Source organism: Clavibacter sp. A6099 (assembly GCF_021919125.1).
Taxonomy (GTDB): domain Bacteria; phylum Actinomycetota; class Actinomycetes; order Actinomycetales; family Microbacteriaceae; genus Clavibacter; species Clavibacter seminis.
The window spans coordinates 1,649,228-1,676,037 of sequence record NZ_CP083439.1 but is presented as its reverse complement, the minus strand read 5'-3'; the positions used below and the strand labels follow the sequence as shown (position 1 = coordinate 1,676,037).

Annotated in this window: 24 protein-coding genes; 10 read left to right on the top strand and 14 right to left on the bottom strand. The window is 73.5% G+C overall.

Annotation, left to right across the window (positions count from 1 at the left end; all coding sequences use genetic code 11):
• Positions 1–12: 12 nt before the first annotated feature.
• From KYT88_RS07935 to KYT88_RS07920, 4 genes are read right to left on the bottom strand one after another with little or no spacing between them, the layout of a single operon-like run.
• Positions 13–738, bottom strand: a complete 726-nt coding sequence (locus KYT88_RS07935; RefSeq protein ID WP_043587050.1) for an ABC transporter permease — start codon at positions 736–738, stop codon at positions 13–15.
• On the bottom strand, positions 735–1,436 hold the full coding sequence (locus KYT88_RS07930) for an ABC transporter permease (protein WP_043587052.1): 702 nt from the start codon (positions 1,434–1,436) through the stop codon (positions 735–737). Before KYT88_RS07930 ends, KYT88_RS07935 begins: the two co-directional genes overlap by 4 nt.
• Entirely contained in the window at positions 1,433–2,338 is a 906-nt protein-coding gene (locus tag KYT88_RS07925) for an ABC transporter ATP-binding protein (protein ID WP_043587054.1), read from the bottom strand. Before KYT88_RS07925 ends, KYT88_RS07930 begins: the two co-directional genes overlap by 4 nt.
• 23 nt (positions 2,339–2,361) lie before the next feature.
• A complete protein-coding gene (locus KYT88_RS07920; protein ID WP_156032224.1) occupies positions 2,362–2,532 on the bottom strand; it encodes a hypothetical protein in 171 nt (56 codons plus the stop codon).
• Between KYT88_RS07920 and KYT88_RS07915 the strand changes: the two genes are divergently transcribed.
• Positions 2,531–3,262: an SOS response-associated peptidase gene (locus KYT88_RS07915; RefSeq protein WP_043587056.1), complete on the top strand. Its 732-nt coding sequence runs from the start codon at positions 2,531–2,533 to the stop codon at positions 3,260–3,262. The genes KYT88_RS07920 and KYT88_RS07915 overlap by 2 nt on opposite strands.
• Before the next feature lie 37 nt (positions 3,263–3,299).
• Positions 3,300–4,400, top strand: coding sequence for an App1 family protein phosphatidate phosphatase (locus tag KYT88_RS07910; RefSeq protein WP_043587059.1), 1,101 nt, complete (start codon positions 3,300–3,302; stop codon positions 4,398–4,400).
• Between the two features lie 70 nt (positions 4,401–4,470).
• Here the strand turns inward: KYT88_RS07910 and KYT88_RS07905 are convergent, their stop codons facing one another.
• Positions 4,471–5,340 (bottom strand): aldo/keto reductase, encoded by an 870-nt coding sequence (locus KYT88_RS07905; protein ID WP_043587061.1) that lies wholly within the window; start codon positions 5,338–5,340, stop codon positions 4,471–4,473.
• Positions 5,341–5,594: 254 nt separating this feature from the next.
• On the opposite strand from KYT88_RS07905, the gene KYT88_RS07900 reads away from it, so the two are divergent.
• Positions 5,595–5,918, top strand: a complete 324-nt coding sequence (locus tag KYT88_RS07900; RefSeq protein ID WP_043587063.1) for a DUF6504 family protein — start codon at positions 5,595–5,597, stop codon at positions 5,916–5,918.
• Positions 5,919–6,055: 137 nt separating this feature from the next.
• Positions 6,056–6,754: a nicotinamide riboside transporter PnuC gene (gene pnuC / locus KYT88_RS07895; RefSeq protein WP_043587065.1), complete on the top strand. Its 699-nt coding sequence runs from the start codon at positions 6,056–6,058 to the stop codon at positions 6,752–6,754.
• Between the two features lie 28 nt (positions 6,755–6,782).
• Here the strand turns inward: pnuC and KYT88_RS07890 are convergent, their stop codons facing one another.
• The 3 genes from KYT88_RS07890 to KYT88_RS07880 form a co-directional block, all read right to left on the bottom strand.
• Positions 6,783–8,042, bottom strand: coding sequence for an LCP family protein (locus KYT88_RS07890; RefSeq protein WP_043587067.1), 1,260 nt, complete (start codon positions 8,040–8,042; stop codon positions 6,783–6,785).
• Between the two features lie 108 nt (positions 8,043–8,150).
• Complete coding sequence (locus KYT88_RS07885; RefSeq protein WP_043587068.1) at positions 8,151–8,900, bottom strand: dienelactone hydrolase family protein; 750 nt, start codon at positions 8,898–8,900, stop codon at positions 8,151–8,153.
• Between the two features lie 101 nt (positions 8,901–9,001).
• The gene (locus tag KYT88_RS07880) at positions 9,002–10,369 is read right to left on the bottom strand and encodes a glucose-6-phosphate dehydrogenase (RefSeq protein WP_043587071.1); all 1,368 of its coding nucleotides are present in this window, start codon (positions 10,367–10,369) and stop codon (positions 9,002–9,004) included.
• Positions 10,370–10,483: 114 nt separating this feature from the next.
• Between KYT88_RS07880 and KYT88_RS07875 the strand changes: the two genes are divergently transcribed.
• From KYT88_RS07875 to KYT88_RS07860, 4 genes are all read left to right on the top strand, one after another.
• Positions 10,484–13,912, top strand: a complete 3,429-nt coding sequence (locus tag KYT88_RS07875) for a DNA polymerase III subunit alpha (protein ID WP_043587073.1) — start codon at positions 10,484–10,486, stop codon at positions 13,910–13,912.
• A 55-nt stretch (positions 13,913–13,967) separates the two neighbouring features.
• The gene (locus KYT88_RS07870; RefSeq protein ID WP_043587075.1) at positions 13,968–15,014 is read left to right on the top strand and encodes an FUSC family protein; all 1,047 of its coding nucleotides are present in this window, start codon (positions 13,968–13,970) and stop codon (positions 15,012–15,014) included.
• 8 nt (positions 15,015–15,022) lie between these two features.
• Positions 15,023–15,943 (top strand): alpha/beta hydrolase, encoded by a 921-nt coding sequence (locus KYT88_RS07865; protein ID WP_237583619.1) that lies wholly within the window; start codon positions 15,023–15,025, stop codon positions 15,941–15,943.
• 113 nt (positions 15,944–16,056) lie between these two features.
• Positions 16,057–17,067 carry an alpha/beta hydrolase gene (locus KYT88_RS07860; RefSeq protein ID WP_043587899.1) on the top strand — a complete coding sequence of 337 codons (1,011 nt, stop codon included), beginning with the start codon at positions 16,057–16,059 and terminating at the stop codon, positions 17,065–17,067.
• 136 nt (positions 17,068–17,203) lie between these two features.
• Here KYT88_RS07860 and KYT88_RS07855 read toward each other — a convergent pair whose 3' ends face one another.
• Positions 17,204–17,770, bottom strand: a complete 567-nt coding sequence (locus tag KYT88_RS07855) for a YceI family protein (protein ID WP_012038201.1) — start codon at positions 17,768–17,770, stop codon at positions 17,204–17,206.
• A gap of 154 nt (positions 17,771–17,924) precedes the next feature.
• Here KYT88_RS07855 and KYT88_RS07850 point away from each other — a divergent pair, with 154 nt between their 5' ends.
• The gene (locus KYT88_RS07850) at positions 17,925–18,902 is read left to right on the top strand and encodes an NAD(P)H-quinone oxidoreductase (protein ID WP_043587079.1); all 978 of its coding nucleotides are present in this window, start codon (positions 17,925–17,927) and stop codon (positions 18,900–18,902) included.
• Here KYT88_RS07850 and KYT88_RS07845 read toward each other — a convergent pair.
• From KYT88_RS07845 to KYT88_RS07835, 3 genes are all read right to left on the bottom strand, one after another.
• Complete coding sequence (locus KYT88_RS07845; protein WP_043587081.1) at positions 18,899–20,344, bottom strand: MFS transporter; 1,446 nt, start codon at positions 20,342–20,344, stop codon at positions 18,899–18,901. The two genes, KYT88_RS07850 and KYT88_RS07845, sit on opposite strands and share 4 nt — an antisense overlap.
• 31 nt (positions 20,345–20,375) lie before the next feature.
• Complete coding sequence (locus KYT88_RS07840; protein WP_043587083.1) at positions 20,376–21,110, bottom strand: esterase/lipase family protein; 735 nt, start codon at positions 21,108–21,110, stop codon at positions 20,376–20,378.
• A gap of 67 nt (positions 21,111–21,177) precedes the next feature.
• The gene (locus KYT88_RS07835; protein ID WP_043587085.1) at positions 21,178–22,107 is read right to left on the bottom strand and encodes an alpha/beta fold hydrolase; all 930 of its coding nucleotides are present in this window, start codon (positions 22,105–22,107) and stop codon (positions 21,178–21,180) included.
• Positions 22,108–22,192: 85 nt separating this feature from the next.
• On the opposite strand from KYT88_RS07835, the gene KYT88_RS07830 reads away from it, so the two are divergent.
• Positions 22,193–23,311, top strand: coding sequence for a histidinol-phosphate transaminase (locus KYT88_RS07830; protein WP_043587087.1), 1,119 nt, complete (start codon positions 22,193–22,195; stop codon positions 23,309–23,311).
• A gap of 14 nt (positions 23,312–23,325) precedes the next feature.
• On the opposite strand, the gene KYT88_RS07825 is transcribed toward KYT88_RS07830, so the two are convergent.
• Together KYT88_RS07825 and KYT88_RS07820 are read right to left on the bottom strand one after the other, a co-directional pair.
• Positions 23,326–24,255: an SDR family NAD(P)-dependent oxidoreductase gene (locus KYT88_RS07825; protein WP_043587089.1), complete on the bottom strand. Its 930-nt coding sequence runs from the start codon at positions 24,253–24,255 to the stop codon at positions 23,326–23,328.
• Positions 24,252–26,792 carry a DEAD/DEAH box helicase gene (locus KYT88_RS07820; RefSeq protein ID WP_043587091.1) on the bottom strand — a complete coding sequence of 847 codons (2,541 nt, stop codon included), beginning with the start codon at positions 26,790–26,792 and terminating at the stop codon, positions 24,252–24,254. The genes KYT88_RS07825 and KYT88_RS07820 overlap by 4 nt, the downstream gene beginning before the upstream one ends.
• Between the last annotated feature and the right edge of the window lie 18 nt (positions 26,793–26,810).

The window sequence follows — 26,810 nt, the reverse complement described above, 5'->3', positions numbered from 1 at the left end:
GCTGTGTTCCTTTCAGGAGGTGGTGCTGACCGCCGGCCTCGACGAGGCACGGGCGGAGTCGGAGGGACGGCCCGCCGCGGCGACGACGCCTCGGGGGACGACGAGGCGCTGGACGATCGCGAGCACGCCGTCCACGACCAGCGCGAGGACGGTGACGAGGATGGAGGCGGACACCATCAGCGGGTAGTTGCTCGTCGTGAGGCCGGTGAAGATGTCGGGGCCGAGGCCGCCGAGCCCGAGGTAGGCGCCCAGGGTCACGGTGCTGATGACCTGCAGGGTCGCGGCCCGGAAGCCGCTGATGATGAGCGGCAGGGCCAGCGGGATCTCGACCTTCCCGAGGATCTGCCACTCGGTCATCCCGACGGCGCGAGCGGCGTCGACGGTCGCCCGGTCCACGGCCTGCAGCCCCGCGTAGACGCCGGCGAGCAGCGGCGGGATCCCGAGGATCGCGAACGTGATCATCGGGCCGGTCAGGCCGATCCCGAAGACGAGCCCGAAGAGGACGAGGACGCCGAGCGTGGGGAGGGCTCGGAAACCGCCGGAGACCGAGACCGCGATGGTGCGGCCGCGCCCGGTGTGGCCGATGTAGAGCCCGGCGGGGACCGCGACGAGCGCCGCCAGGAAGATGGCGAGGAACGTGTAGGAGAGGTGCTCCCCCAGCCGGACGCCCGTGCCGGTCGCTCCGCTCCAGCGGCTCGCGTCGAAGACGAGGCCGAACGCCTCGGCGAACAGGTTCACGGCAGTCCTCCGGTCACGGCGATCGGGGATGCGGCAGCAGCGCTGCGTCGCCGGCCCCGGGCGGACATCGAGCGCGACCAGGGCATGAGCGCGCGGCCGAGCAGCACGAGGATCAGGTCGAACGCCAGGGCGATGACGAGGATCCCGACGACGCCGGTGAATATCTCCGTGTAGAAGGACCTCTTGTACCCGCTGAGGATCATGGTGCCGAGGCTCTGCACGCCGATGAGCGAGCCGACCGTCACCATGCTCACCGTGCTCACGGAGACGACGCGGAGGCCCGCCAGAAGCACGGGCCCGGCGAGCGGGAGCTCCACGCGCCAGAAGCGTGCCCAGCCGGCGTAGCCCATGGCGGTGGCCGACTGCTTCACGTCCGCGGGGACCGAGGCGAGCGCGTCCGTGGTGATGCGGACCATGAGCGCCACGGCGTAGACGGTCAGCGCGATGACGATGTTCCCGGCGAAGAGGAACGAGGTGCCTATGAGGCCCGGCACCACGAGGATCAGCGCGATGGACGGGATCGTGTACAGCAGCCCGCCCACAGTGAGGAGGAGGCCGCGGACCCGGGTGTAGCGGTTCGCGAGCCAGCCGAGCGGGAGGGAGAGGAGGAGCCCCAGGACGATCGGCGGCGCGGCCAGCGCCACGTGCGCGACGGTCAGGTCGAGCACCGTCTGGATGTTGGCGATGACCCAGTTCACGCGGGTCCCGCACCCTGCGCCGGGGCACCGGGGGCGTGCGCGGCCCCCGCCTCGGTCGGGGCGGATGCGGAGCGGACGGCGGCGCGCCCCTCGTCGTCGAGCACGCCCACGAGCCGGCCGTCGCGGTCGACGAGCACCTGTCCCGTGCCGGTGTCCTCGACGTGCAGCGCGCGCTTGCCCTTGTCGGCGCCCACGAAGTCGCGGACGAAGTCGTTCGCCGGGTTCGAGAGGATCTCCTGCGGCGTGCCCTGCTGGGCGATGCGGCCGCCCTTCTCGAGGATCACGACCTGGTCGCCGAGCAGGAACGCCTCGTCGATGTCGTGCGTCACGAAGACGACGGTCTTGTCGAGCTGGGTGCGCAGGCGGATGAGCTCCTGCTGCAGGTCGTCGCGCACGAGCGGGTCGACGGCGCCGAACGGCTCGTCCATGAGCAGGATGTTCGGATCCACCGCGAGGCCGCGGGCGACGCCGACGCGCTGCTGCTGGCCGCCGGAGAGCTGGGACGGGTAGCGATCGGCCATCGAGCGGTCGAGGCCCACGGTGTCCATGAGCTTCAGGGCGCCCTCGCGCGCGGTCCGCTTGTCGACGCCGGTGAGGCGTGGCACGGTGGCGATGTTGTCGACGACCTTGCGGTGCGGCAGGAGGCCGGAGTTCTGCATCACGTAGCCGATGCTGCGGCGGAGCTTCACGGCGTCCTGGGTGGCGATGTCGGTGCCGTCGATCTCGATGCGGCCCGAGGTGGGCTCGACCATGCGGTTGATCATGCGCATGAGCGTCGTCTTGCCGCAGCCCGAGGATCCGACGAGGACCGTCGTGGTCTGCGAGGGGACGACGAGGCTGAAGTCCTCGATCGCGAGCGTGCCGTCCGGGTACTGCTTGCGGACGTGGTGGAACTCGATCATGGGTGGCTCATTCCTCGTAGGCACTACGAATCGACACTTGCCAGGCACACCAGCGAACCACGGTCGCGGCGGAACGGCCGCACCGGGTCGTCCCCTGTCGCCACTTCGTAACAAATGGATGCTTCCGCGGATAGCCCCCGGATGCCGCGCGCGCGTCGGTCGGCACAGGGCGCGTCGGCCAGGATGGAGGGCATGACGCGCATCCTCGCCAGGTCCTCGACCGCCGACGACCTGGTCGGGCTCCTCGACGTGGACCATGCGGGAGAGGCCGTGCCCGCGCCGTCCTGGCGCATCGAGCCGGGCCAGCGCGTGGCGGTCCTGGTCGACACGCTGCCCCGCCGCGCGGAGGGCGACACGGAGGAGCAGGTGCCCGTGCGGCGCCTCGAGCCCGCCAGGTGGGGTCTCGTCCTCGCGGCATCGCCCGGACCGGACCAGGGCCCGCCGCTGGCCGAGGTCCCCGCCGAGCAGCTCGGCTCCCGGCCGGAGCTCCTGCAGGCGCTCGTGTCCCGGCGCGCGGCGATCCCGGTGTCCGGCTACTACGAGCACCACGAGACCGACGACGGCCTCCGCACGCCCTACCTCGTCGGCGCGGGAGACGGCATCGTGCTGCTCGCGGCGCTGTACGGGTGGTGGCGGGATCCGACGCGCGCCGCCGACGACCCGGCCCGCTGGGTGCTGACCTGCGCTGTCCTCACCCGGCCGGCGGCCGGCACGGTGGAGGCGCTCGCGGAGCGCATGCCCGTCGTGCTCTCCCCCGACGTGGTCGAGGAGTGGCTCGATCCCACTGCCGAGGGCTCCCCCGACCTGCTCCGGGCCGTCGCCGCGCAGGCGGAGGACGTGATCGAGCAGCTGGCGATGGACGAGGTCGGACCCGGCATCGACCAGGGCGCGCCCGACACGGCGGAGCTCGCCCGGTCCGTGTGACGACCGGCCGTCTCCCCACGTCTGGTTGACTGTGCCCGTGGCCCCCTCCTCGAAGAAGAAGAAGAAGCACGCGACCCGCACGCTCCTCGAGTCACCGGCCGCCGCACCCGTGCTGCACCGGGCGGCGCGCATCGAGGACCGCATCCACGAGATCCGCGAGGGCCGTGCGCGCAAGCGCGGGCTGAAGCCCACCGTCATCCCGTACGCCGGCTACGGATCCGTGCGCTGGGTCCGCGTCCTCTGCCGGGTCCTCCTCACCGACCCGAAGAGCAAGCGCGCGCTGGCCGGCGACAAGGTCGTCCGCGGGTGGCGGAGCTTCACGAGCGTCCCGCTCACCGACGTCGACGTCGTCGTCGAGATCGACGGGACCGAGCACCACGTGCGGGCGGACCGCGGCGGCGTCGTCGACCAGGTCGTCGAGGCGAGCCTGACGAGCGGCTGGCACACCATCCGCATCCGGGCGCAGGGATCCGAGACCGTCGAGGCGCCCGTCTTCATCGTGGGCGACGACGTGCGCACCGGGATCCTCAGCGACATCGACGACACCGTCATGGTCACCGCGCTCCCCCGGCCGTTCCTCGCCGCCTGGAACACCTTCGTGCTCGACGAGCACGCGCGCACGCCCACCCCGGGCATGGCCGTGCTCTACGAGCGCCTCCGCCTGCAGCACGAGGGCGCGCCCGTCCTCTACCTCTCGACGGGGGCGTGGAACGTCGCCCCGACGCTCACCCGGTTCCTGTCGCGGAACCTCTACCCGCCGGGACCGATCCTGCTCACCGACTGGGGTCCCACCGTCGACCGGTGGTTCCGCAGCGGCATGGAGCACAAGCGCAACAACCTGCGGCGCCTCGCGGAGGAGTTCCCGCACGTGAAGTGGATCCTCGCGGGCGACGACGGCCAGCATGACGAGCTGCTCTACGGCGAGTTCGCCGTGCAGCACCCCGACAACGTCGAGGTCGTCCTCATCCGGCAGCTCTCGGCGGGCGAGGCCGTGCTCGCGGGTGGCCGGGCGAAGGCGGAGAAGCGCGCCCTCGACAGCTCGATCCCGTGGGTCTACGCGCCGGACGGGGCGAGCCTGCTCGCGCAGCTCGACGACCTCGGCCTCGCCGACGACTCGGGCACCCGGATCGGCACCTGACCCGGACGCCGACCGGCACGACGAAGGGCCCCGCGATCCGCCGCGGGGCCCTTCGTCGTCGTGCGGTGGATCAGACGGCGTCGGTGAGCGCCTGGAACTCGTCGTCGGTGAGCTCGATGCCCGCCGCGGCGATGTTGTCCTCGACGTGGCCGACCGACTTGGTGCCGGGGATCGGCAGCATGACGGGCGAGCGGCGCAGGAGCCAGGCGAGCGCGAGCTGCGAGGCGCGCGCGTCGTGCTGCTTCGCGAGGGCGTCGAGCGGGCCGCCGTCCTTCGCGAGCTCGCCGGTCGCGAGCGGGAACCACGGGATGAAGGCGAGGCCCTCGGCCTCGGCGTAGTCGAGCAGCGGCTCTGCGTCGCGCTTGGCGAGGTTGAACAGGTTCTGCACCGAGACGATCTCGGCGATCTCCCGAGCGGCCTTCACGTCGTCGACCTGCACCTCGGAGAGCCCGATGTGGCGGATCTTCCCCTCGGACTGGAGGTCCTTGAGCACGCCGATCTGGTCGGCGAGCGGCACGGCGGGGTCGATGCGGTGCAGCTGGTAGAGGTCGATGCGCTCGAGGCCCAGGTGGCGCAGGCTCAGCTCGGCCTGCTGGCGCAGGTACTCGGGTCGGCCGACGGGCTGCCAGTCGCCGGGGCCGGGGCGCGTGAGCCCGCCCTTGGTCGCGATGACGACGTCGTCGGCGTACGGGTGGAGCGCCTCCTTGAGGAGCTCCTCGGCGACGAACGGGCCGTACGAGTCGGCGGTGTCGAAGAACGTGACGCCGAGCTCGGCGGCGCGGCGGATGACGCGGACGGCCTCGGCCGGATCCTCGGGGGCGCCCCAGACGCCCTCGCCGGTCAGCTGCATGGTGCCGTAGCCGAGCCGGACGACGGGCAGGTCGCCGCCGATGGTGAACGTGCCGGAGGCCCCGGCGGGGCGTGTGGTGGTGTCGGTCATGTGGACCCTCCTCGGGTGTCGATGACGAGGGGGCGTCTGCCGCCCTCGGGACACCGGGGCCAACGCGACGGGCGGCGGATCCATGCCCGATGCGCGCGATGCGGATCCGACCCTCAGGCTCCGGTCGAGGGTGAGGTGGATCCGCCCGCTCCCCTCGTGCATGTCGGCGGGCGTTCCTACACTCGGATCAGACGTTCGAACATCCGTTCGAATGCAGGAGCGCGGCCGGCGCGACGGGCGAGAGGAGCGGCACCATGCGGATCGACGAGGACGTGGAGGTCGAGCTCTCGGACGACGGATCGCCGCTGCGGTTCACCTGGCGGGACGTGGTCTACGGCGTCGTCAGCTCGCCCGAGCGGTGGATCGCGCGGGTCGACTGGTGGCAGCGCACGGGCCGCGCGCCCCGCGGTGCGAGCGCCCACCTGCTGGAGCTGTCGATGTGGCGCGTCGAGGCCGTGCCGCTCACCACGGGCGCGCGCCGGGTCGACGGCTCGTTCGACCTGAGCGTCGACGCGCGCGGTCGCTGGTCGCTCGTCACCGCGTCGGACGAGGAGCTCGACGTGCGCCTGTTCGCCTGATCCCACCCGGGCCGGTCCACCCGGTCCGCACGGGCTGCGGGGAATAGCCGGGGACGCCCGCGCCTTCACCCCATCGGCGCCGCGCACGGCGTCCCGCACGCAGGCCGCCCGGGCCGCGGCGCACGGAGGGATCCCGCATGGCGGCACTCGAGTGGCTGTTCGACGCGCAGCTCCGCATCGGCGACCAGACCATCCTCTGGCGCGAGATCGTCGGCAACCTCTTCGGCCTCGCCAGCGCGCTCGGCGGCATGCGCCGGAAGGTCTGGGCGTGGCCCGTCGGCATCGTCGGCAACGTGCTCCTCTTCACCGTCTTCCTCGGCGCGGTCTTCGGCACGCCGAACCCCGTCAACCTCCTCGGCCAGGCCGGCCGCCAGGTCATGTTCATCGCCGTGTCCGTCTACGGCTGGTACCGCTGGCAGCAGGCCAGGCACGGCGGCGCTCCCGTCGTGCCGCAGTGGGCGTCCGGTCGCGAGCGGATCCTGCTCGTGGTCGCGCTCGTCGGCGGCACCGCGCTGCTCACCCCCGTCTTCCGCGCGCTCGGCTCCTACGAGCCCGTCTGGGCCGACGCCTGGATCTTCGTCGGCTCGCTCCTCGCCACCTACGGCATGGCCAAGGGCTGGGTCGAGTTCTGGCTGGTCTGGGTGGCCGTCGACCTCGTCGGCGTGCCGCTGCTGGTGAGCGCCGGCTACTACGCGTCCGCCTTCATGTACGTCTTCTACGGCGCCTTCACGCTCACGGGCTTCTTCGTCTGGATGCGCGCCCGCGGCACCGACGCGCCCGCGGTCGAGACGGCCTTCCCGGATCCGCGGATCGTCGAGGCCCCAGCCGAGCGCTAGCCGTCGCCGGCGGGCGCGACCGACCGGATCAGCCCTGGCCGTTGGAGCAGGTGCTCTGCGCCGCCGTCTGGCCGGTGATGCTCGGGTCGAGCACCTCGGCCGTCGGGGTGGGCGGCGTCGTCGACGCCGATGCGTCGGCCGGCGGCGCGGTCGCGGGCGGCGTGGTCGCGCCCTCGGCCGGGACGCTGCCGGCCTCGTCGGTCGCGGCCGGCTGACCGAGCGAGAAGTCCGCGTCGGAGGCGAGCAGGCTCACGAGCTGCGCGGCCGCCGCCTCATCCGGCTGGACGCGCCCGTTCGCGAGGACCGTGCCGGGGTACTGCAGGAACACGACGTCGTCGAGCGGGATGTCCTTGAAGGTGAGCGCCACCGACACGAGCGTGTCGAGGTCGGCGAGCGAGGTGGACAGCTGCATGTTGTCGACCACGGCGCGCGCGATGCCGTAGAGCTTCGCCGGGTTGGTCAGCGTGTCCGTGCTCTTGATCGTGCGCACGAGCGCGCTCAGGAACACCTGCTGGTTGCCGATGCGCGAGATGTCGCTGCCGTCGCCCACGCCGTAGCGCGTGCGGAGGAACTGCACGGCGTCCTTGCCCTGGAGCGTGTGCGGCCCGGGATCCAGCGACAGGTCGGTCTTCTTGTCGTAGATCCCGTTGGCCACGCACACCTCGACGCCGCCGACCGCGTTGGACATCTCGACCACGCCGTTGAACTGCACGACGCCGCCGTACGGGATGTCGAGCCCGGTGAGGCCCTCGACCATGCGCACGGTGCACTCGAACCCGCCGCGGGAGAGCGACTCGTTGAGCTGCGCGCGCGAGCTCGCGGCGTACTTCGTGCCGTCGGGGCCCTCGCACTCCGGGATGGGCACGAGCATGTCGCGCGGGAAGGAGATGACCGTCGCGCGGCTGCTGTCCTGGCTGATGTGCAGCAGCATCGTGACGTCGTTGAGGGTGGCCGTGCCCACGTCCTTCGCGGCGCCGTAGCCGTCGCCCTGGCCGGCGCGGCTGTCGCTGCCGACGATGAGGATGTTCGCGCCGCCGTCGATGCCGCCGAGCGAGGGCGGGAGCGTCTGGCCGCCCGAGATGTCGACCGTGTTGTCGGCGACGGTGCGGGAGAGGTCCCAGGCGGCGATGCCCACGACCGAGAGCGTGCTCACCAGGGCGACCGCCACGGTCATGCCGATGCCCCTCATCACGGTGCGTCCCGCGCTCGGGGTGCGCAGGCGGCCGTGGCGGGCGATGCCGCGGACACGGGCCCGGTCGGCGCGGGTCCTCTGGGGGGCGTGCTGCATGGGTGGATCTCTCGTCGCCGGGCGGGGAGGGTCGGGCGCGGGGACCCGGATCCTCCACAGGCTAGCCGAGGCCGGTGGAGAGTCCCCTCGGCGCGCGGGCCCGATGCGCTAAGCCCCCGTGCGCTCCTCGCCACGCAGATGGGCGTCGAGGAACGCGTCGATCCGGCGCCAGGCGTCCGCCGCGGATGCGGGCTCCGGCCCCATCCCCACCGCGCGCAGCACCGGGCGGAGCGGCCGGGGACCCATCTCGGCGTCGTTGAGGAAGGAGTGCCCGGCGGCGGCGTACTCCCGCACGTCGTGGTCGATGCCGTGCGCCACGAGGGCGGCCTCCAGGCGGTCGGCGGATCCCGCGAGCTGCCGGTCGCGGCCGCCGTAGCTCGCGACGATCGGGCACGCGCCGTCGAGCACCCCGTCGAGGTCCTCCGGGAGCATCCCGTAGTTGACGCTCGACGCGTCGAAGCCGCGGGAGGCCGCCGCCAGGGCGAACCCGCCGCCCATGCAGAAGCCGATGACGCCGACGCGGCCCGTGCAGTCGGCGCGGGCGAGGAGCGCGCGGCGGGCGGACTCGACGTCGACGAACGCCCGGCCCTCCCCCGCCGCGAGCGTGCGGAAGGTCGCGACCAGGCAGCGGCGCGCGCCGCCGGCGGAGAAGAGGTCGGGCATGAGCGCCAGGAAGCCGGCCTCGGCGAGGCGCTCGGCCTGGCGGCGCATGACGTCGGTGACGCCGAAGGCCTCGTGCACCACCACGACCGCGGGCCACGGCCCCTCGCCCTCGGGCACCGCGAGCACGCCGTGCAGCCCGGGCGACGCATCCGGCGAGGCCGCGGGCAGGGGGATCTCGGTGAGGATCACGGGCATGCCCTCACGCTAGGACGCGGCGAGGGCGCCGCCGCCGGGAGGCGACGACGCCCAGGGAGCCGTCATGCGGGCCCGCCATGCGCGGCGGGAGCACCGCGCGGTCAGCGCCAGGCGGTCGGCCCCGCGGATCCGGCGCGGTACTCGGCCATGGGCACGCGGTCGCCCTTCCAGGCGCGCATGACCGGTGCGACGATGCGCCAGCAGCGCTCGGCCACGTCGCCGCGGACCGAGAGGCGCGGGTCGCCCGCGAGGATGCCGTCGAGCACCTCGCCGTACGGCGTGAGCTCGGGCTCGGCGAACTCCGCGCGGAATGTGGACTGGGTGAGCGTGAAGGGCTCGCCCGTGCCGTCCATCGTGACCTCCAGCGAGATGCCGTCGGGCTTGAGGTCGATGATGAGCCGGTCGGGCCGGGCGGATCCGTGCAGGCCCCGCGGCAGGTGCGCCACCGGCTTGAAGGTGACGACGATGCGCTTGGACGCCTCCTTGAGGGCCTTGCCCGAGCGGAGCCGGAACGGGACGCCCGCCCAGCGCGCGTTCGCGACGCCGAAGGTGACCTCGGCGAGCGTCTCCGTCTCGTTGGCCGGATCCACCCCCTCCTCCTTGGCGTACGCGGGGATGCGGGTGCCGTCCACCGTGGCGGCGGTGTACCGCGCCCGCCGGCTGTGGGCGATGGGGTCGTTGTCCCAGACCTCGGTGGCGCGGAGGACCGAGGCGATGTTCGAACGGAGGTCGTCCGGGTCGATGCTCGCGGGCGGCTCCATCGCGAACACCGCGAGCACCTGCAGCAGGTGGCTCTGGATCATGTCGACGAGCGCGCCCGACTTGTCGTAGTAGGCGGCGCGGCCCTCGAGCGCGAGCGTCTCGTCGTAGAGGATCTCGACCTTCTCGATGTCCTTCGCGCTCCACACCGACTCGAAGAAGCGGTTGGCGAAGCGCAGCGACACGAGGTTGAGCACCGTGGAGAGGCCGAGGAAGTGGTCGGTGCGGTGGATGCGGTCCTCCGGCACGAGCTTCAGCAGCTGGCGGTTCAGCTGCGCGGCGCTGCGGCTGTTCGAGCCGAACGGCTTCTCGAGCGCGAGCGTGGTGCCCTCCGGCAGGTCGAGCTTCGCCAGCTGCTCGCACACCTGGATGGAGATGGCCGGCGGCAGCGCGAAGTAGAAGGCGGGCGCGCCATCGCACGCCTCGAGGATGCGCTTCAGGTCGTCGAGGTCCGTGGGGTCGGCCTGGATGTACTTCGTGGACGAGACGATGCCCGCCGCCCGGCGTCCCGTGGCGTCCACCGAGTCGAACGCGGTCTTGACCGTCTTCGTCCACTCCGACGCCGTGCGCTCGCTCCGGCCGGTGCCGATGAGCTGGATCCGCCGCCCCCGATCGCTCGCCACGAGGCTGCCGAGACCCGGCAGGAGGAGGCGTTCCGTGAGGTCGCCGCTGGCGCCGAGGATGACGAGGGTGGAGGGTTCGCTGGTCATCCTCCGAGACTACGGGTCGCGGCCGTCGGGCAGCCGACCTACACTGGGCGAGTCGAACATGCGTTCGAACATCGCGCCCGGGGAGGACGCGGGCGGACATCGAGGGAGGCGCGCGTGAGCTTCACCCACCTGCACGTCGCGTCCGCCTTCTCCGCGCACTTCGGCACCACGGCACCCGAGGCGCTGGTCGACGAGGTCGCGTCACGGGGCGCGTCGGCCGCGGCCATCACCGACCGCGACGGGCTCTACGGCGCCGTCCGCCACATCCGCCGCTCCCTCGCCGCCGGGGTCTCCCCCGTCGTCGGCGCGGAGCTCGGGCTCACGGGCGAGCACCCCGGCCGGATCACGGTGCTCGCGCACGGCGGCACGCGCGGCCAGGGCTGGGCGGCGCTCAGCCGGCTCATCAGCGCGAGCCACGGGCGCGGCACCGCGCGGAGCACCGCCCGGAGCGCGCAGGCGGGCATCGCGCGCACCCGGCCGCCCGCGTTCCTCCTCGGCGAGGACGGGCCGGTCGGCACGATCATGCTCGGACCCGACTCCGATGTGGGGCGCGCCGTCGCGGCGGGCGACCACGCGCTCGCGTCCCGCCACCTGGCCGAGTGGGCCCGGCTGCTGCCCGGCGCGGTGGTCGTCGAGGTGGTCTGCCACTTCACCGAGCCCGGCGAGTCCGCCAGCCTCCGGCACGCCGCCCGCATGCTCGAGCTCGCCGAGGCCCACCGCGTCCCCGCGGTGCTCACCAACGCCGTGCGCTACCTCGAGCCCGACGACGCGCTCACGGGCGACGTGCTCGACTCCGCGGGCACGCTCCGGCCGCTCGGGTCGTTCCGGCCGCAGCCCAACGGGCAGGCGTGGCTCAAGACCCCGGCCGAGATGCAGGAGATCGCGCGGGAGGTCGCGGGCGCGTCGTCCCTCGACCGCCGGGCGGGCGAGGCGCTGCTGCGCGCCACCGAGGAGCTCGCCGACCGGTGCCGGCTGGATCCGGACGCCGACCTCGCCTGGCGGAAGCCGAAGCTGCCGGAGAAGTCCGTCATCGGCGTCACGGGCGACCCGGACGAGGCGCTCTGGCGGAAGGCCGAGGCCGGGGTCACCGAGCGGTTCGGCCACGTGGACGAGTCGATGCGGCAGCGCGTGCTCGCCCGGATGCGCACGGAGCTGCAGACCATCACGGGCTTCGGCTTCGCCACCTACTTCCTCACCGTCGCCGACGTGTGCTCGCTCATGCGCGACATGGGCGTGCGCAACCAGGCGCGCGGATCCGGTGCGGGCAGCCTCGTCAACTACCTGCTGCGCATCTCCAACGTCGACCCGCTCGAGCACGACCTGCTGTTCGAGCGCTTCCTCGGCAAGGTGCGCTCGACGCTGCCGGACATCGACATCGACGTGGAGTCGGCGCGCCGGCACGAGGTCTACCACCGCGTGTTCGAGAAGTACGGGAGCAACCGGGTCACCCTGCTGTCGATGCAGAACACCTACCGGGCCCGCGGCGCCGCGCGCGACGCGGGGCTCGCGCTCGACCTCGACGAGCAGCAGATCGACTTCATCGCCAAGAACATCTGGCGCTTCAACGCGCGCGAGTTCCGGGCGGTGCTCGAGACGAAGCCCGAGCTCAAGCCCATCGCCGACCTCGTGCGCGACGACCCGAGCATCGACCTGCTCGTCGACCTCACGGAGCGGCTCGACCGGCTCCCCCGGCACATCTCCATGCACCCGTGCGGCGTCATCCTCGGCGACTCCGACCTCCTGAGCACGAGCCCCGTGCAGCCGAGCGGCATGGGCCTGCCGATGAGCCAGTTCGACAAGGACGACATCGACGACATGGGGCTCCTCAAGCTCGACATCCTCGGCGTGCGGATGCAGAGCACCATGGCGTACGCGCTGGACGAGATCCACCGCATCCACGGCGCGCGCTCGGCGGTGGCGGGCGGCGTCCCGGTCGACGCGCGCTACGTGCACCGCGACGGGCGCATCGAGCTCGACGAGATCCCGCACGACGACGAGGAGACCTTCGCCGCCATCCGCACCACGCACACGCTCGGCATGTTCCAGATCGAGTCGCCCGGGCAGCGCGAGCTCATCGGCAAGATGCAGCCGGACGTCTACGAGGACCTCATCGCCGACATCTCGCTGTTCCGGCCGGGCCCCATGAAGGGCAACATGGTCGCGCCCTTCCTCGACACGAAGCACGGCATCACCCGGCCCGACTACCTGCACCCGCGGTTCGCGCCGTTCCTCGCGCCCACCTTCGGCGTCGTCATCTACCACGAGCAGGTCATCCGGATCTTCGCGGACTGCATGCAGGTCTCCCTCGCGGAGGCCGACGAGCTGCGCCGCAACATGGAGCGGATGGACACGGTGGTCGAGCAGGCGTTCCGGGAGCGCACCGCCATGCACGTGGACGGTCGCACGGGCCGGCGCCCCTTCTCGGACGCCGACGTCGAGCGCATCTGGAAGGCGCTGAAGGGCTTCGGCTCGTTCGGGTTCTGCAAGGCGCACGGCGCCGCGTTCGCGCTGCCCACCTGGCAGAGCGCGTGGCTGAAGACGCACTACCCGGCGGAGTTCCTCGCGGGGATCCTCACGCACGACCCCGGCATGTACCCCAAGCGGCTGCTCCTCACCGAGGCCCGTCGCATGGGCGTGCCCGTGCTGCCGCTCGACGTGAACCGGTCGACCGGCGTCTACCGGGTGGAGCGCGTCGAGGGCGGGGAGACGACCGGGCGCACGCGCATCGGCGAGCTGGGGATCCGGCTGTCGCTGCAGGACGTGCACGGCATGAGCCAGGCGGAGCTGGAGCGGATCGAGCGGGGCCAGCCCTACGACTCCATCAGCGACTTCTACGCGAAGGCGCAGCCGTCGCGCGCGCTGCTGGAACGGCTGGCCGCGGTCGGCGCGCTCGACTCGCTCGCGGCGTCCGCCGACGACGCCGGCGCCCGGGGTCCGGCGTCCCGCGGCGACGTGATGGCGTTCGCGCGGCGGCTCACGGCGCGGGCGGCCCGGCCCGCGGATCCGGCCGGCCAGCTCCCGCTGTTCGTCGACGACCGCGACCTCATCCCGCGCGGCTCCCCCGACCCCGACGGGCGCGCGCGGGTCGCCGCCGAGCTCGACATCCTGCAGATGGAGGTCACCGACCACGTGCTGGAGAGCTACCGGCCCATGCTCGACGAGCTCGGGGTGATCCCGGCGAGCCAGCTGCTCGAGGTGCGCAGCGGCTCCGAGGTGGTGGTCGCGGGGATCCGCATCGCCACGCAGACGCCGCCCATGCGCAGCGGCAAGCGCGTGGTCTTCATCAGCCTCGACGACGGCACGGGCTGCTCCGACTCCACCTTCTTCGACGAGGCGCAGCAGAAGGCCGGGCCCATGCTCTTCGGCACGCGGCTGCTCGTCATCCGGGGGCGCACCAGGCGCACGGGCGAGCGGGGCGTCTCCATCCAGGCGGAGGACGCGTGGGACCTCAAGGAGATGTGGGCGCGCTGGCAGGACGCCAGGCGGCAGGGGGACGCGGCCGGCGGGCCAGACGGGATCGACGACGCGGCCCAGGTGGCCTGAGGCCGCCAGCCCGCGGGATGATGGACGCACCCGAGACGGAAGCCCGAGGCCGCACGTGCGCATCACCACGACCGTCCGCACCACCACGCGGATCCCGTTCGTCCAGGTGGTCAAGACGTCCGTCGCCGCGATCATCGCCTGGTTCGTCTGCATCGCCCTGCTGCCCGCGCAGCTGCCCATCTTCGCGACCATCGCGGCGCTGCTCGTGGTGCAGCCGAGCATCAACCAGACCTTCGGCAAGGCGGTCGAGCGCAGCCTGGGCGTGATCACGGGCGTGCTGCTCGCGCTCGGGCTCGGCCTCGCGCTCGGCACCTCGAGCGGGGTGGTGCTCCTCGCGGTCGTCGTGGCGGTGCTGGTGGGCTGGGTCTTCCGACTGACGCCGGGGTCGAGCACGCAGATCCCCATCAGCGCGATGCTCGTGCTCGCCATCGGCCAGCTCTCGCCCGTGTACGCCGTCGACCGCATCGTCGAGACGATCCTCGGCGCGGCCATCGGCGTGGTCGTCAACATCGCGATCGCCCCGCCCGTGCTGCACGAGGCGAGCCGCCGCGCGGTGGTCGGCCTCGCGGGCGACTGCGCAGCGGCCCTCGACCGGCTGGCGGGCGCGCTGTCCGAGCCCGTCGACCGCGAGGAGCTCGACCGGATGCTCGCCCGCGCGCGCGAGCTCCGGCCGCGGCACACGAAGGCGGTCGCCGAGGTCGACAGGGGGCTCGAGAGCCTGACCCTGAATCCGCTCCGCCGGCGGCACCGGGCGCTGCTCGAGGCCGACCGGGAGCTGCTCGCGACGCTCACGGTGCTCGTCAACCGCGTGGTCGGCATGACGCGCGCCGTGCACGACCGCTACGACCCGTCGCTCGCCGAGGAGCCCGTGGTCCGCGGCATCGCGACCGAGCTGACGCGCGCCGCCCACGACGTGCGGCTCCTCGCCGAGCACGCGCTGCCGGGCGACGCCCGCGCGGACGGCACCGACCCGCGGGAGGAGCCGGCGCTCACGGCCCCGCTCGTGGTGCTGCAGCCGAGCGACGAGCACTGGATCCTCATCGGCTCGCTGCTGGAGGACATCCGCCGCATCCGCTCGGAGATCATCGGCGGCGCCGAATGACCCGGCCCGTGCCCGGCTACAGCCCGCTCGAGCTCGACCCGGATCCCGCCGCCTCCGGCCTCGTGCGCGGCAGCACGCCCACCGGCCTCGGCGTCGTGCGGCACCACCACGTGGCGATCCGCGGCTCGGACACCGCGACGGTGCTGCTGCACGGCGCCGCGGGATCCTGGACCACCTGGACGCCGCTGATCCGCACCGCGCGCGACGCGGGCGTCCCGTTCGCCGACGTCGTCGCCATCGACCTGCCCGGCTGGGGCGGCTCCGTGCTCGACGCGACCGACGACGAGGCGACGGTGGACGCCATCGCCGACGCCGTCCGCGCCGTGGTGGACGGCCTCGGCTACGCGCGCTGGCGGCTCGTCGGGCACTCCATGGGCGGCTTCATCGCGCTGCACATCGCGGCCGGCGAGCCCGACCGCGCGGCCTCCGTCGCGCTCGTCTCGCCCACGACGTACTCCGTCATCGCGAGCGTCGCGCACCCCGTGCGCGAGTTCCGCCTCATCCCCGGGTTCACGATGATGCTCGGCGTGATGCGCACGATGCGCCGGCTCGGCCGCCCCGGCACCGCGCTCATCCGCGGCGTCGGCCGCGTCCGCCTCATGCGGGCGGTCGCGCTGCCGCTCTTCGCGCACGGCTGGCACGTGCGCCGGTCGATCGTCGACGCCATCGCCACCGAGGCCAGGCCCCGGGCGTTCTCGCTCGCCGCGGAGGTCACGCGCGGCTACGACGCCGACGGTCTCTGGTCGCGCATCGCCTGCCCGGTCGTCGCGGTGCGCGGCGACGACGACGTCTTCGTGTCCCCGGACGACCTCGACCTCCTGGCGCGCGCGGTGCCCCTGCTCCGGTCCGCCGTGATCCGCGACGCCGGCCACTTCGCCCACGTGGAGCGCCCCGAGGAGACGCTGCGCGCGCTCGGCCTCCTCGCCTGAGGCGCTCCACGTCCGGCGGCGGACGCGGCGGACGGCCCTGGGGAGGGGGCCCGCGCCGCGGGACGACCGTCCGCCAGCATGTGCGGATCCCCGTCCCGGTCCGGAGGCCGTCCGTGCGCATCCCCCCGCTCCAGCCCCGTCCAGCCGGATCCGCCCGCGGCGTCGACGACGTCGTCCGGTCGCCACGTCGCCCGGCTCCACCCGAGGACGGCTACTGCCCCTCCGAGCTCGACCCGGATCCGCGCGCCTCCTGCCTGATCGCGGGGGCGACCGAGACGGCGCTCGGCCTCGTCCGGCACCACCACGCGCCGACGCGTCGCTCGGAGACGGCCACCGTGCTGCTCCACGGCGCGGCCGGCTCGTGGACCACGTGGACGCCCGCCCTCCGCGCCGCCCGGGACGCCGGTCACCCGCTCGAGGACGTCGTGGCCGTCGACCTCCCCGGCTGGGGCGCATCCGCGGGCCCGGCCGACGACGCCAGGTTCACCCCGGAGGCCGTGGCCGACGCCGTGATCCGCGTGGTCGACGACCTGGGGTACGTCGGCTGCCGCATCGTCGGGCACTCGATGGGCGGCTTCCTCGCCCTCGACCTGGCCGCCAGGCACCCGGGTCGCGTGCGCTCCGTGGCCCTGGTGTCGCCCACCCTGTACTCCGTCATGCGCAGCGCGGCCCACCCGATCCTGCGCTTCGGCACGCTGCCCGGGTTCAGCATGATGCTCGGCTCGATCCACGTCACGCGCCTCCTCGGCGCATCCGGGCTCGCGTTCGTCCGGATGCTGCAGCGCGCGGGCCTCCTGCGTCAGCTCACCCGGCCCCTGTTCGCGCACGGAGGGCGGGTGCGCGGGTCGGTCATCGCCGCGCTGGCCGTGGAGGTGCGGCCCCGCGGGTTCCTCCGCGCGACGGAGATCGCCGTCGCCTACCCCGCGGGCGCGCTGTGGCCGCGGATCGCCTGCCCCGTCACAGCCGTGCGGGGCCGCCGCGACGTCTTCGTCACGCCGGAGGACCTGGCCCGACTGGCGCGCGACGTCCCGGGTGCCTCCTCCGCGGTCATCGCCGACGCCGGGCACTTCGCGCACGTCGAGCGCCCCACCGAGACGCTCCGGGCGCTCGGCCTGCTGCCCTGATCGACCGCACCCCTGACAAGACGCACCCCGGCGCTATTCGTCCGGGCACGACGACGCCCCCGGTCCGGGAGACGGAACGGGGGCGTCGGATCCGCGCGAGGCGGAGGCGGCCGGACGGATGCCCGGCCGGTGCGGGCTAGGCCGCGGGGGTCGCGAGGACCGCCTGGATGTCGAGCGTGATGGTGACCTTGTCGCCGAGCAGCACGCCGCCGGTCTCGAGGGCCGCGTTGTAGGTGAGGCCGAAGTCCTCGCGGTTGATGACCGTCGTGGCCGTCGCGCCGAACTTGGTGTTGCCGTAGGGGTCGCCGCCGAAGCCGCCGAACTCGACGTCGAACGTGACGGGCTTGGTGACGCCGCGGACGGTGAGCTCGCCGTCGACCTTCGCGTCGCCGTCCTTCTCCACGCGCACGGCGGTGGAGACGAAGTCGATGGTGGGGTTGTTCTCGGCGTCGAAGAAGTCGTTGGTGCGGAGGTGCTGGTCGCGGTTCGGCTCGTTGGTGTCGATCGAGGCGATGGTCGCGTGGGCCTTGACGGAGCTCTGCTCGGGGGTGGCGCCCGTGACGATCTCGGCGTCGAAGTCCTTGAACGTGCCCTTGACCTTGCTGATCATGATGTGGCGGATGCTGAAGCCGACGGAGCTGTGGGTCTTGTCGATGGTCCAGGTGCCGGCGATGTAGCCGGGGACGGTGGTGGTGTCGCTCATGTGCGTGCCTTTCGTACAGGGGTCATGGGTGCGGGCCGACGGCCTCGAAGATATGCAAGCGCATGGACCTGAGCCCTATTCCCGGATTCAGTTGCGAGTTCATGTACTTCTGGTGCGCACCGGTCGCGGCCCACGGCGGGCGTACCGTGGCGGGATGCGCGCCATCACCTTCCCCTCCCCCGGCTCCCCCGACGTCCTCTCCCTCACCGAGCTCCCGGATCCGGTCGCCCGACCCGGCGAGGTCCTGATCCGCGTGGCCGCCGCCGGCGTCAACCGCGCCGACCTCAGCCAGCGCGAGGGCGCGTACCCGCCGCCCGCCGGGGCCCCGACGCACCTCGGGCTCGAGGTGTCCGGCACGGTCGAGGCGACAGGCGAGGGCGCGACCCGCTGGGACGTGGGCGACCGCGTGTGCGCGCTGCTCGCGGGCGGCGGCTACGCCGAGCTCGTGGCGGTCGACGAGCGCCACGTCCTGCCGGTGCCCGAGGGGCTCGACCTCGTGGAGGCGGCGGGCCTGCCCGAGGTCGTCGCGACCGTGTGGTCGAACGTCGTGCTCGACGCGGGCCTCGCGCCGGGCGAGACGCTGCTCGTGCACGGCGGGTCGAGCGGGATCGGCACCATGGCGATCCAGCTCGCCTCCCGGCTCGGCGCCCGCGTGGCCGTGACCGCGGGCAGCCCGGCGAAGCTCGCGGCGTGCCGGGAGCTCGGCGCGGAGATCCTCATCGACTACCGGGAGCAGGACTTCGTGGCGGCGCTCCTCGAGGCCACCGACGGGCACGGCGCCGACGTGGTGCTCGACGCGATCGGCGGCGACTACATCGACCGCGACATCCGCGCCCTCGCGCGCGACGGCCGGATCATGGTCATCGGCGCGCAGAGCGGCGCGCCCACGAGCATCGCGCTCGGCCAGCTCATGGCGCGCCGCGGACGGATCTGGGGAACGACGCTCCGGGCCCGCGACGCCGACGACAAGGCGCGAATCGTCGCCGCGATCCGCGCGGACGTGTGGCCGGCGATCGCCGACGGATCCGTGCGGCCCGTCGTCGACCGCGTCTTCCCCCTCGCGGATGCGGCCGCCGCGCACGCCCACGTGGCGTCGTCGCAGCACGTGGGCAAGGTGCTGCTGTCCGTCTAGCCCGCCGCGTCGGTGGAGGCAGGGGCAGCGGCCACGGCGTGACGCGAGCGGATCCCGACCAGGGACACCAGCCCACCCGCGACGAGCAGCGCCGCCGTCACGAGCACCACGCGGTGGAAGGCCGCGACGTCGAGGTCGGGCCCGGCGACCAGTCCGATGGCGGCGATCGCGACGAGCCCGGCGACGCGCGAGACGGCGTTGTTGACGGCCGACGCGATGCCCGCCTGCGTGGACGGGACGGCCTCGAGGATCGTCGCGGTCAGCGGCGCCACCGTCATCGAGAGGCCCAGGCCGAACACGAGGATGCCGGGCAGGAGCTGGCCCCAGTAGTCCACGGGCTCGGCGACGCGCAGCAGCAGCAGGTAGCCGCCGCCCGCGACGATCGGGCCCGCACCCATCAGGAGCCGCGGACCGATCCGCCCGGCCAGCGCGCCGAAGCGCGTCGACAGCAGCAGCATGATCACTGTGGTCGGCACGAGCGCGAATCCCGCGGCCGTCGCGGACAGCCCGCCGGTCTGCTGCAGGAAGACCGCGATCACGAAGCCCCCGAGCGACAGCGCGCCGTAGATGCCGATCGTCGCGATGTTGCCGACGAGGAAGTCCCGCTCGCGGAAGAGCGACAGCGGGAGCATCGGATGCGGGGTGCGCCGCTCGCGGATGACGAAGAGCACGAGGCACGCGACGCCGACCGCGAGGCTGCCCAGCACGAGCGGGTGCGAGATCCCGAGCCGCGACTGCTCGATGAGCGCGAAGACCGGGCCGCCGATCCCGAGGGCGCCGAGGACGGCGCCGGGGACGTCGACGCGCGTGCCGTCGGCGACGGGCGCGTCGTGCGGGAGCCGGGCGAGGAGCACGAGGGTCACCGCGATGGGGAGCACGTTGATCCCGAACACGAGCCGCCAGTCGAGCGCGTCCACGAGCACGCCGCCGAGGACGGGGCCGACGAGCATCGCCGTGCCGGTCCACGCCGTCCACGAGCCGATGGCGCGCGCCTGCGCGGGACCGCGGAAGGCCTGCGCGATGAGGGCCAGGGAGCTCGGCACGAGGAGCGCCCCGGCCGCGCCCTGGGCGGCGCGCGCGGCGATGAGGATCACCGCCGTCGGGGCGATCGCGCACACGAGCGATGTCACGCCGAAGCCGACGAGGCCCCAGCGGAGCACGCGGACGCGGCCGAAGGCGTCGGAGAGGGAGCCGGCCAGCAGGATCAGCGCGCCGAGCGTGATGAGGTACGCGTCCACGACCCACTGCTGCACGACGAGGCCCCCGCCGAGGTCCGCTCCGATGGCGGGCAGCGCGACGTTGACGACCGTGCCGTCGAGGAACGCGACGAAGGAGGCGAGGATCGCGACCGCGAGCACCGTGCGGCCGCGGCCGTCGGCGGTGCCGTCCGGGTGGCCGTCAGCGGTGCCACCGCCGCGAGCGGGGGCGGCGGGGTCGGGCATGTGCCCAGTATGCGCCGCGCCAGGAGGTGCGTCAGGCGGGAGGCGCGGGCGGCGTCCCGGCCCGGTCGATCGCGGCCTCGACGCGGCGCAGCACGTCCTCGTCGCCCATGATCCGGAAGTGCCCCGACGCCCGGACGCGCTCGTCCGTCGCGCCGTCGAGCGCGCTCCCCCCGGGGATGTGCGGGTCGAAGCGCGCGAAGAGGCTCGTGATCCGCCCGTTGACCTCGCGCGACCGGCCGAGCTCCACGAGCGCGGCGTCGCGCGGCGAGAAGTCGCGGATGCTGCGGACGGGGAACAGCCGCGCGTACGAGGATCCGCCGAACGGCGCGTTGATCGCGACCATGGCGCGGATCCGCCGGTCCGGGTCGCCGAACGCCATGAGGTGCTTGCCGATGAGACCGCCCTTGCTGTGCGCGACGATGACGACGTCGCGCAGGTCCTCGGCCTCGAGGTACGCGCGGGCCCGGCGTGACATCTCGGCGATCCGACCCACGTTCGCGCCGAGCGCGCCGACCACGTGCACGCCGTGCCCGCGCGCGTGCAGCCGCCGGATGATCGGGAGCATGAACTGCCAGCGCTCGTAGACGCCCGGCAGCACGAGGATCGTCGGCCGGTCGTCGCGCCCGTCCTCGAAGGAGCGGGCGTCGTCGCGGGAGAGCGTGGCCGCGATCTGCCAGCGGAGGACGTACGCGTAGTCGAGCGCCCAGTCGAGCGCCTTGCGGAGGAGCGGGAGCGGCGGGAGCTGGTCGGGTCCGGCAGCGGTCACCCCTCCATCCTGCCCGGCCGCGACGGGCGTGACCGGCCCGCGGTGCGGCGGCCGCGCATCCGCCGCCTCAGCCGGCCCGGGCATGCTCCACGATCGCGCGCGCGACCCCGAGGGGATCTCCGTACATGACGACGTGCGGGCCCCGGGCCACGCGGTACGTCCCGCGCGGGATGCGGGCGGCGAGGTCGCGCGCGAACGGGCGGTCGACCACGGCGTCCCGGTCACCCACCAGGACGAGCGTCCGCGCGCGGATCCGAGGCGCCCGCTCCTCGATCGCGTCGTCGATGAGGTGCGGCAGCTGCCGGAGGTAGTACGGGATCCCGCAGCGCAGGAAGTAGTCGCCGAGCACCACGGCGTTCGCCAGCAGCGGCTCACGGAGGGTGTCGACCGCGAGCGCGACGGCCGCCCGCAGGACGCCGCGCGTCCGCGGCGGGAGGGTCGGCGCGATGAGCACGATGCGGTCGGCGACCTCGGGCTGGTCGACGGCGAGCCGCGTCACGATCTGGGTCCCCATCGAGTGGCCGATGACGACGGGGTCGACGAGCCCGTGCATGCGGATCACCTCCGCGACGACGGCCGCGTGGTCGTCCAGCGTCACGTCCCGGTGGACCCGAGGCGACTCGCCGTAGCCCGGCAGGTCGATCGCGTACACGGTGCCGTGCTCGGCGAGGAACGCGGCCACGGGGTGGAAGTAGCGCGAGGAGACGCCGATCCCGTGCACGAGCACGAAGGCCGGACGGACGGGGGCGGCTCCCGGCGAGCCGACGCGCGACGGCGCGGCCGACCGGATGCGACCGGTGTTCGCGCCCGACGACCGGAACACCTTGATCGCGATCCGGAAGCCGAGCACGGTGCGCCGCTCCAGGTCGTGCGCGACGGGGATCGCCCGCGACCCGTGGCGGCGGGAGAGGAGGAGCCAGCGCGGCGGCGCGGACTCGGTGCGGTGCACGTCCCCCGGGAGCCGCACGCGGGTGAGCCGTGCGAGGGGGGAGCGCATCCGACGACCCTAGCCGCCCCGCTCCGGGCGTCCGCGGTCCGGGTCGATGGGAGGATGGGGAGCCCGACGACTCCCGAGGAGACCCATGAGCCCCGACTGGTCCGAGACCACCCTGGCCGACCTGCCCCTCCGCGACGGGATCCGCGGCGAGGAGCCCTACGGCGCCCCGCAGCTCGACGTGCCCGTGCTCCTCAACGTCAACGAGAACCCGTACCCGCTGCCCGAGGAGGTCGCGGTCGCCGTGAGCGAGGCCGTGCTCGAGGCCGCCCGCGGACTCAACCGCTACCCCGACCGCGAGTTCCTCGAGCTGCGCACGGAGCTCGCCGACTACCTCACGACCGACAGCGGCCTGGAGCTCGGCCCCGAGAACGTGTGGGCGGCGAACGGATCCAACGAGGTGCTGCAGCAGGTGCTCCAGGCCTTCGGCGGCACCGACCGCGTCGCGCTCTCCTTCGCGCCGCACTACGCGATGTACCCGGAGTACGCGCGCAACACGCTCACGCGCTGGGTCTCCGGCCGCCGCCAGGAGGACTTCACGCTCGACCTCGCGGACGTCACGGCGCTCGTGGAGCAGCACCAGCCGAGCGTGGTCTTCCTCACCTCGCCGAACAACCCCACGGGAACGGCGCTCACGATCCCCGAGATCGAGCACGTGCTGTCGGTCGCGCCCGGCGTCGTGGTGATCGACGAGGCGTACGCCGAGTTCCGCCGCGAGGGCGTCCCCACGGCGATCTCGCTGCTCCCCGACCACCCGCGCCTCATCGTGTCGCGCACCATGAGCAAGGCGTTCGCGTTCGCGGGCGGCCGGCTCGGCTACCTCGCCGCTTCCCCCGCGGTCGTCGACGCGCTGCGGATCGTGCGCCTGCCGTACCACCTGTCGCGGATCACGCAGGTGAGCGCGACCGCCGCCCTTCGTCACAGCCGCGTGCTGCTCGCGCAGGTCGCGTCGCTCCGCGAGGAGCGCGACGGGCTCGTCGAGTGGCTGCGCGGCCGCGGCTTCGAGGTGGCGCCGTCGGACGCGAACTTCGTCCTCTTCGGCCGGTTCCCCGACCGCCACGCGGTGTGGCAGGGGCTGCTCGACCGGGGCGTCCTGATCCGCGAGACCGGACCCGAGGGCTGGCTCCGGGTCTCCGTCGGCACGCCCTCGGAGACGGCCGCGTTCCGCGACGCGCTCGACGACGTGCTCGGCACCCCGCGGGGCTGAGCCGGCGGCCCTCGTCAGGGCCGGAAGCGGATCCCCGTCGCGTCCTCGGCCGCGGCCCACAGCTGCTCGCCGACGGCGCGCGACCGCGCGTGATCCGCGACGAACGCGGGAGCAGGCGCGCCCTTCAGCTCGAGCGGGCCTGCGGGTCCCCAGGACGCGCCGCCCGTGACGCCGTCCGCGGCCGCGGCGTGCGCCACCGGCCACGCACCGGCGTCCTTGCCCTGCACCAGGACACGGCCGGCCCTCGCGAGCCGCCGGCGCGCGGCGTCGAGTCCGCGCGCACGGCCAGCCGGATCCTGCGGCGGCGTCAGCGCGTCCACCGCGTAGCCGGGGTGCGCCGAGAGCGCGACGCGGTCGGATCCCGCGGCCCGCCACCGTCGGTCGAGCTCTGCCGCGATCACCATGCACGCCGTCTTCGATCGCCCGTACCGGACGAGCGCCGGCATGCGCCGCTCCCCCGCGAGGTCGCCGAGGTCGAGCGGCGAGAAGCGGTGGGCGAGGGATCCGAGCATCACCACGCGTCCGCCTTCCCGCAGCCGTGGGGCGAGCCCGGCGACGAGCGCGAAGTGGCCGAGCGCGTTGGTGCCCATGAGCTCCTCGAACCCGTCGATCGTCGTCCGGCGGTGCCGCGCGCGGCCGCCCGCGGGGGTGAGGCCCGCGTTCGCGACGATCGCGTCGAGGTCCTCCCGCACGGCGGCGACGCACGCATCCACGCTCGCGATGCTGGCGAGGTCGAGAGCGACGACCTCCGCGTCGGCCCCCGGCACGCGCGCCCGGAGCGCGCGGGCGGCGGCTTCGCCGCGCTCCGCGGAGCGGCAGGCGAGCAGTACCCGGGCGCCCGCGGAGGCGAGCTGCGCGGAGGTCCAGAAGCCGACGCCGCCGTTCGCGCCCGTGACCAGGATCGTCCGCCCGGCCAGGTCGGGCAGGCGGGGCGCCTCGCTCACGAGAGGGTGCCCACGCGCGTCACGCGCACGACGGCCTCGCCGGCCTCGTTCGAGGCCTCGAGGTCCACCGTCGCCTCGATCCCCCAGTCGTGGTCGCCCTCGGGATCGTGCAGCGCCTGCCGCACGGTCCATGCGGTCGGGCCCTCCTCGATCGTGACGAGCGCCTGGCTGCGGGCGTCGCCGTCGGTGAGGATCCGGTCGTACTCGCCGAAGTAGCCGTCGAGCGCGTCGCCCCACGCGTCCGCGTCGAAGCCGGACGCGGCGTCGAGCTCGCCGAGCGCCTGCAGGTCCTCGCGCGCCGCGAGCTGGACGCGGCGGAACAGCTCGTTGCGCACGAGGATCCGGAACGCGCGCGTGTTCGACGTGAGCAGCTTCGGCGCGGGCGGCAGCACGGGCGCGTCGCCGGGCGCCTGGGTCGGGTGCGACAGCTCCTCCCACTCGTCGAGGAGGCTGGAGTCCACCTGGCGCACGAGCTCGCCCAGCCACTCGATGACGTCGAGCAGCTCCTCGGTCTTCGCCTCGTCGGGGATGGTCTGACGCAGCGCCCGGAAGGCGTCGGAGAGGTAGCGCAGCACGAGGCCCTCGGAGCGCATGAGGCCGTAGAAGGAGATCAGCTCGCTGAAGGACATCGCGCGCTCGTACATGTCGCGGACGACCGACTTCGGGCTGAGCGCGAAGTCGCCGATCCACGGCTGGCTCGCGCTGTAGGTCGCGAACGACTGGTCGAGCAGCTCCTCGAGCGGCTTCGGGTGCGTGACGGACTCGAGCAGCTCCATGCGCTCGTCGTACTCGATGCCGTCGGCCTTCATCGCCTGCACGGCCTCGCCGCGGGCCTTGAACTGCTGCTGGGAGAGGATCGGCCGCGGGTCGTCGAGGGTCGCCTCGACGACGCTCACCATGTCGAGCGCGTATGTGGGCGACTCCCGGTCGAGGATCTCGAACACGGCCACCGCGAACGGCGACAGCGGCTGGTTGAGAGCGAAGTCGGCCTGCAGGTCGACCGTCAGCGTGATCCGGGTGGGCCCGCCGTCCGGGTCGTCCACCTGCTCCACGATCCCGGCCGTCCGCAGCGTGCGGTAGATGGCGAGGGCACGGCGGGCGAGCGCCAGCTGCCGCGCGCGCGGCTCGTGGTTGTCCTCGACGAGCGCGCGCATGTTCTGGAACACGTCGCCGCCGCGCGCGATGACGTTGAGCATCATGGCGTGGCTCACCTGCATGCTCGACGTCAGCCGCTCGGGCTCCGCGTCGATGAGCTTGCGGAAGCTCGGCTCGCCCCAGGAGACGAAGCCCTCGGGCGCCTTCTTGCGCACGAGCTTGCGGCGCTTCTTCACGTCGTCGCCCGCGCGCTCGAGCATCTTGATGTTCTCGGTCTCGTGCTCGGGCGCCTGCGCCACCACGGTGCCCGCGGTGTCGTACCCGGCTCGGCCCGCGCGTCCGGCGATCTGGTGGAACTCGCGCGCGTTGAGCTGCCGCATCCGCGTGCCGTCGTACTTGGTGAGGCCCGTGAACAGCACCGTGCGGATGGGGACGTTGATGCCGACGCCCAGCGTGTCGGTGCCGCAGATCACCCGGAGCAGGCCCTGCTGCGCGAGCTGCTCGACGAGCCGGCGGTACTTCGGCAGCATGCCGGCGTGGTGCACGCCGATCCCCGCGCGCACGAGCCGGGACAGGGTCTTGCCGAACGCCGTGCTGAACCGGAAGCCGCCGATGATCTCCGCGATCTCGTCCCGCTGCTCGCGCGTCACGATCTTGATGCTCGAGAGCGCCTGCGCCCGCTCGAGGGCAGCGGCCTGCGCGAAGTGGACGATGTAGACGGGCGCCTGCTTCGTGTCGAGCAGCTCCTCGACGGTCTCCTGCACGGGCGTCACCGCGTAGTGGAAGAAGAGCGGCACCGGCCGCTCGATGCCCGTGATGCGCGCCGTCGGACGCCCGGTGCGCCGCGTGAGGTCGTCCGCGAGGTCGGTCACGTCGCCGAGCGTCGCCGACATGAGCACGAACTGCGCGTGCGGCAGCAGCAGGAGCGGCACCTGCCAGGCCCAGCCGCGCTGCGGATCCGCGTAGAAGTGGAACTCGTCCATGACCACCTGGTCGACGGGCGTGTCCGCGCCGCCGCGGAGCGAGCGGTTGGCGAGGATCTCGGCGGTGCAGCAGATGATCGGCGCGTCCGGGTTCACGGAGGAGTCGCCCGTGACCATGCCCACCTGCGCGGCGCCGAACAGCTCCACGAGCGCGAAGAACTTCTCGGAGACGAGCGCCTTGATCGGGGCCGTGTAGTACGAGCGGCGGCCCCGGGCGAGCGCCGCGAAGTGCGCAGCGACGGCGACGAGCGACTTCCCCGTGCCCGTCGGCGTCGAGAGGATGAGGTTCGCGCCCGACGCGATCTCCAGCGCCGCCTCGTCCTGCGCCGGGTAGAGCTCGATCCCCCGTGCGATCGCCCACTCGGCGAACGCGTCGTAGATGGCGTCGTCGGTCGCCCCGTCCACGGCCAGCCGGGCCGCCTCCTCGGTGAGCGTGGGGGCGAGCGCGGTGTCCGACATGATGGGTCCATCCTCCCC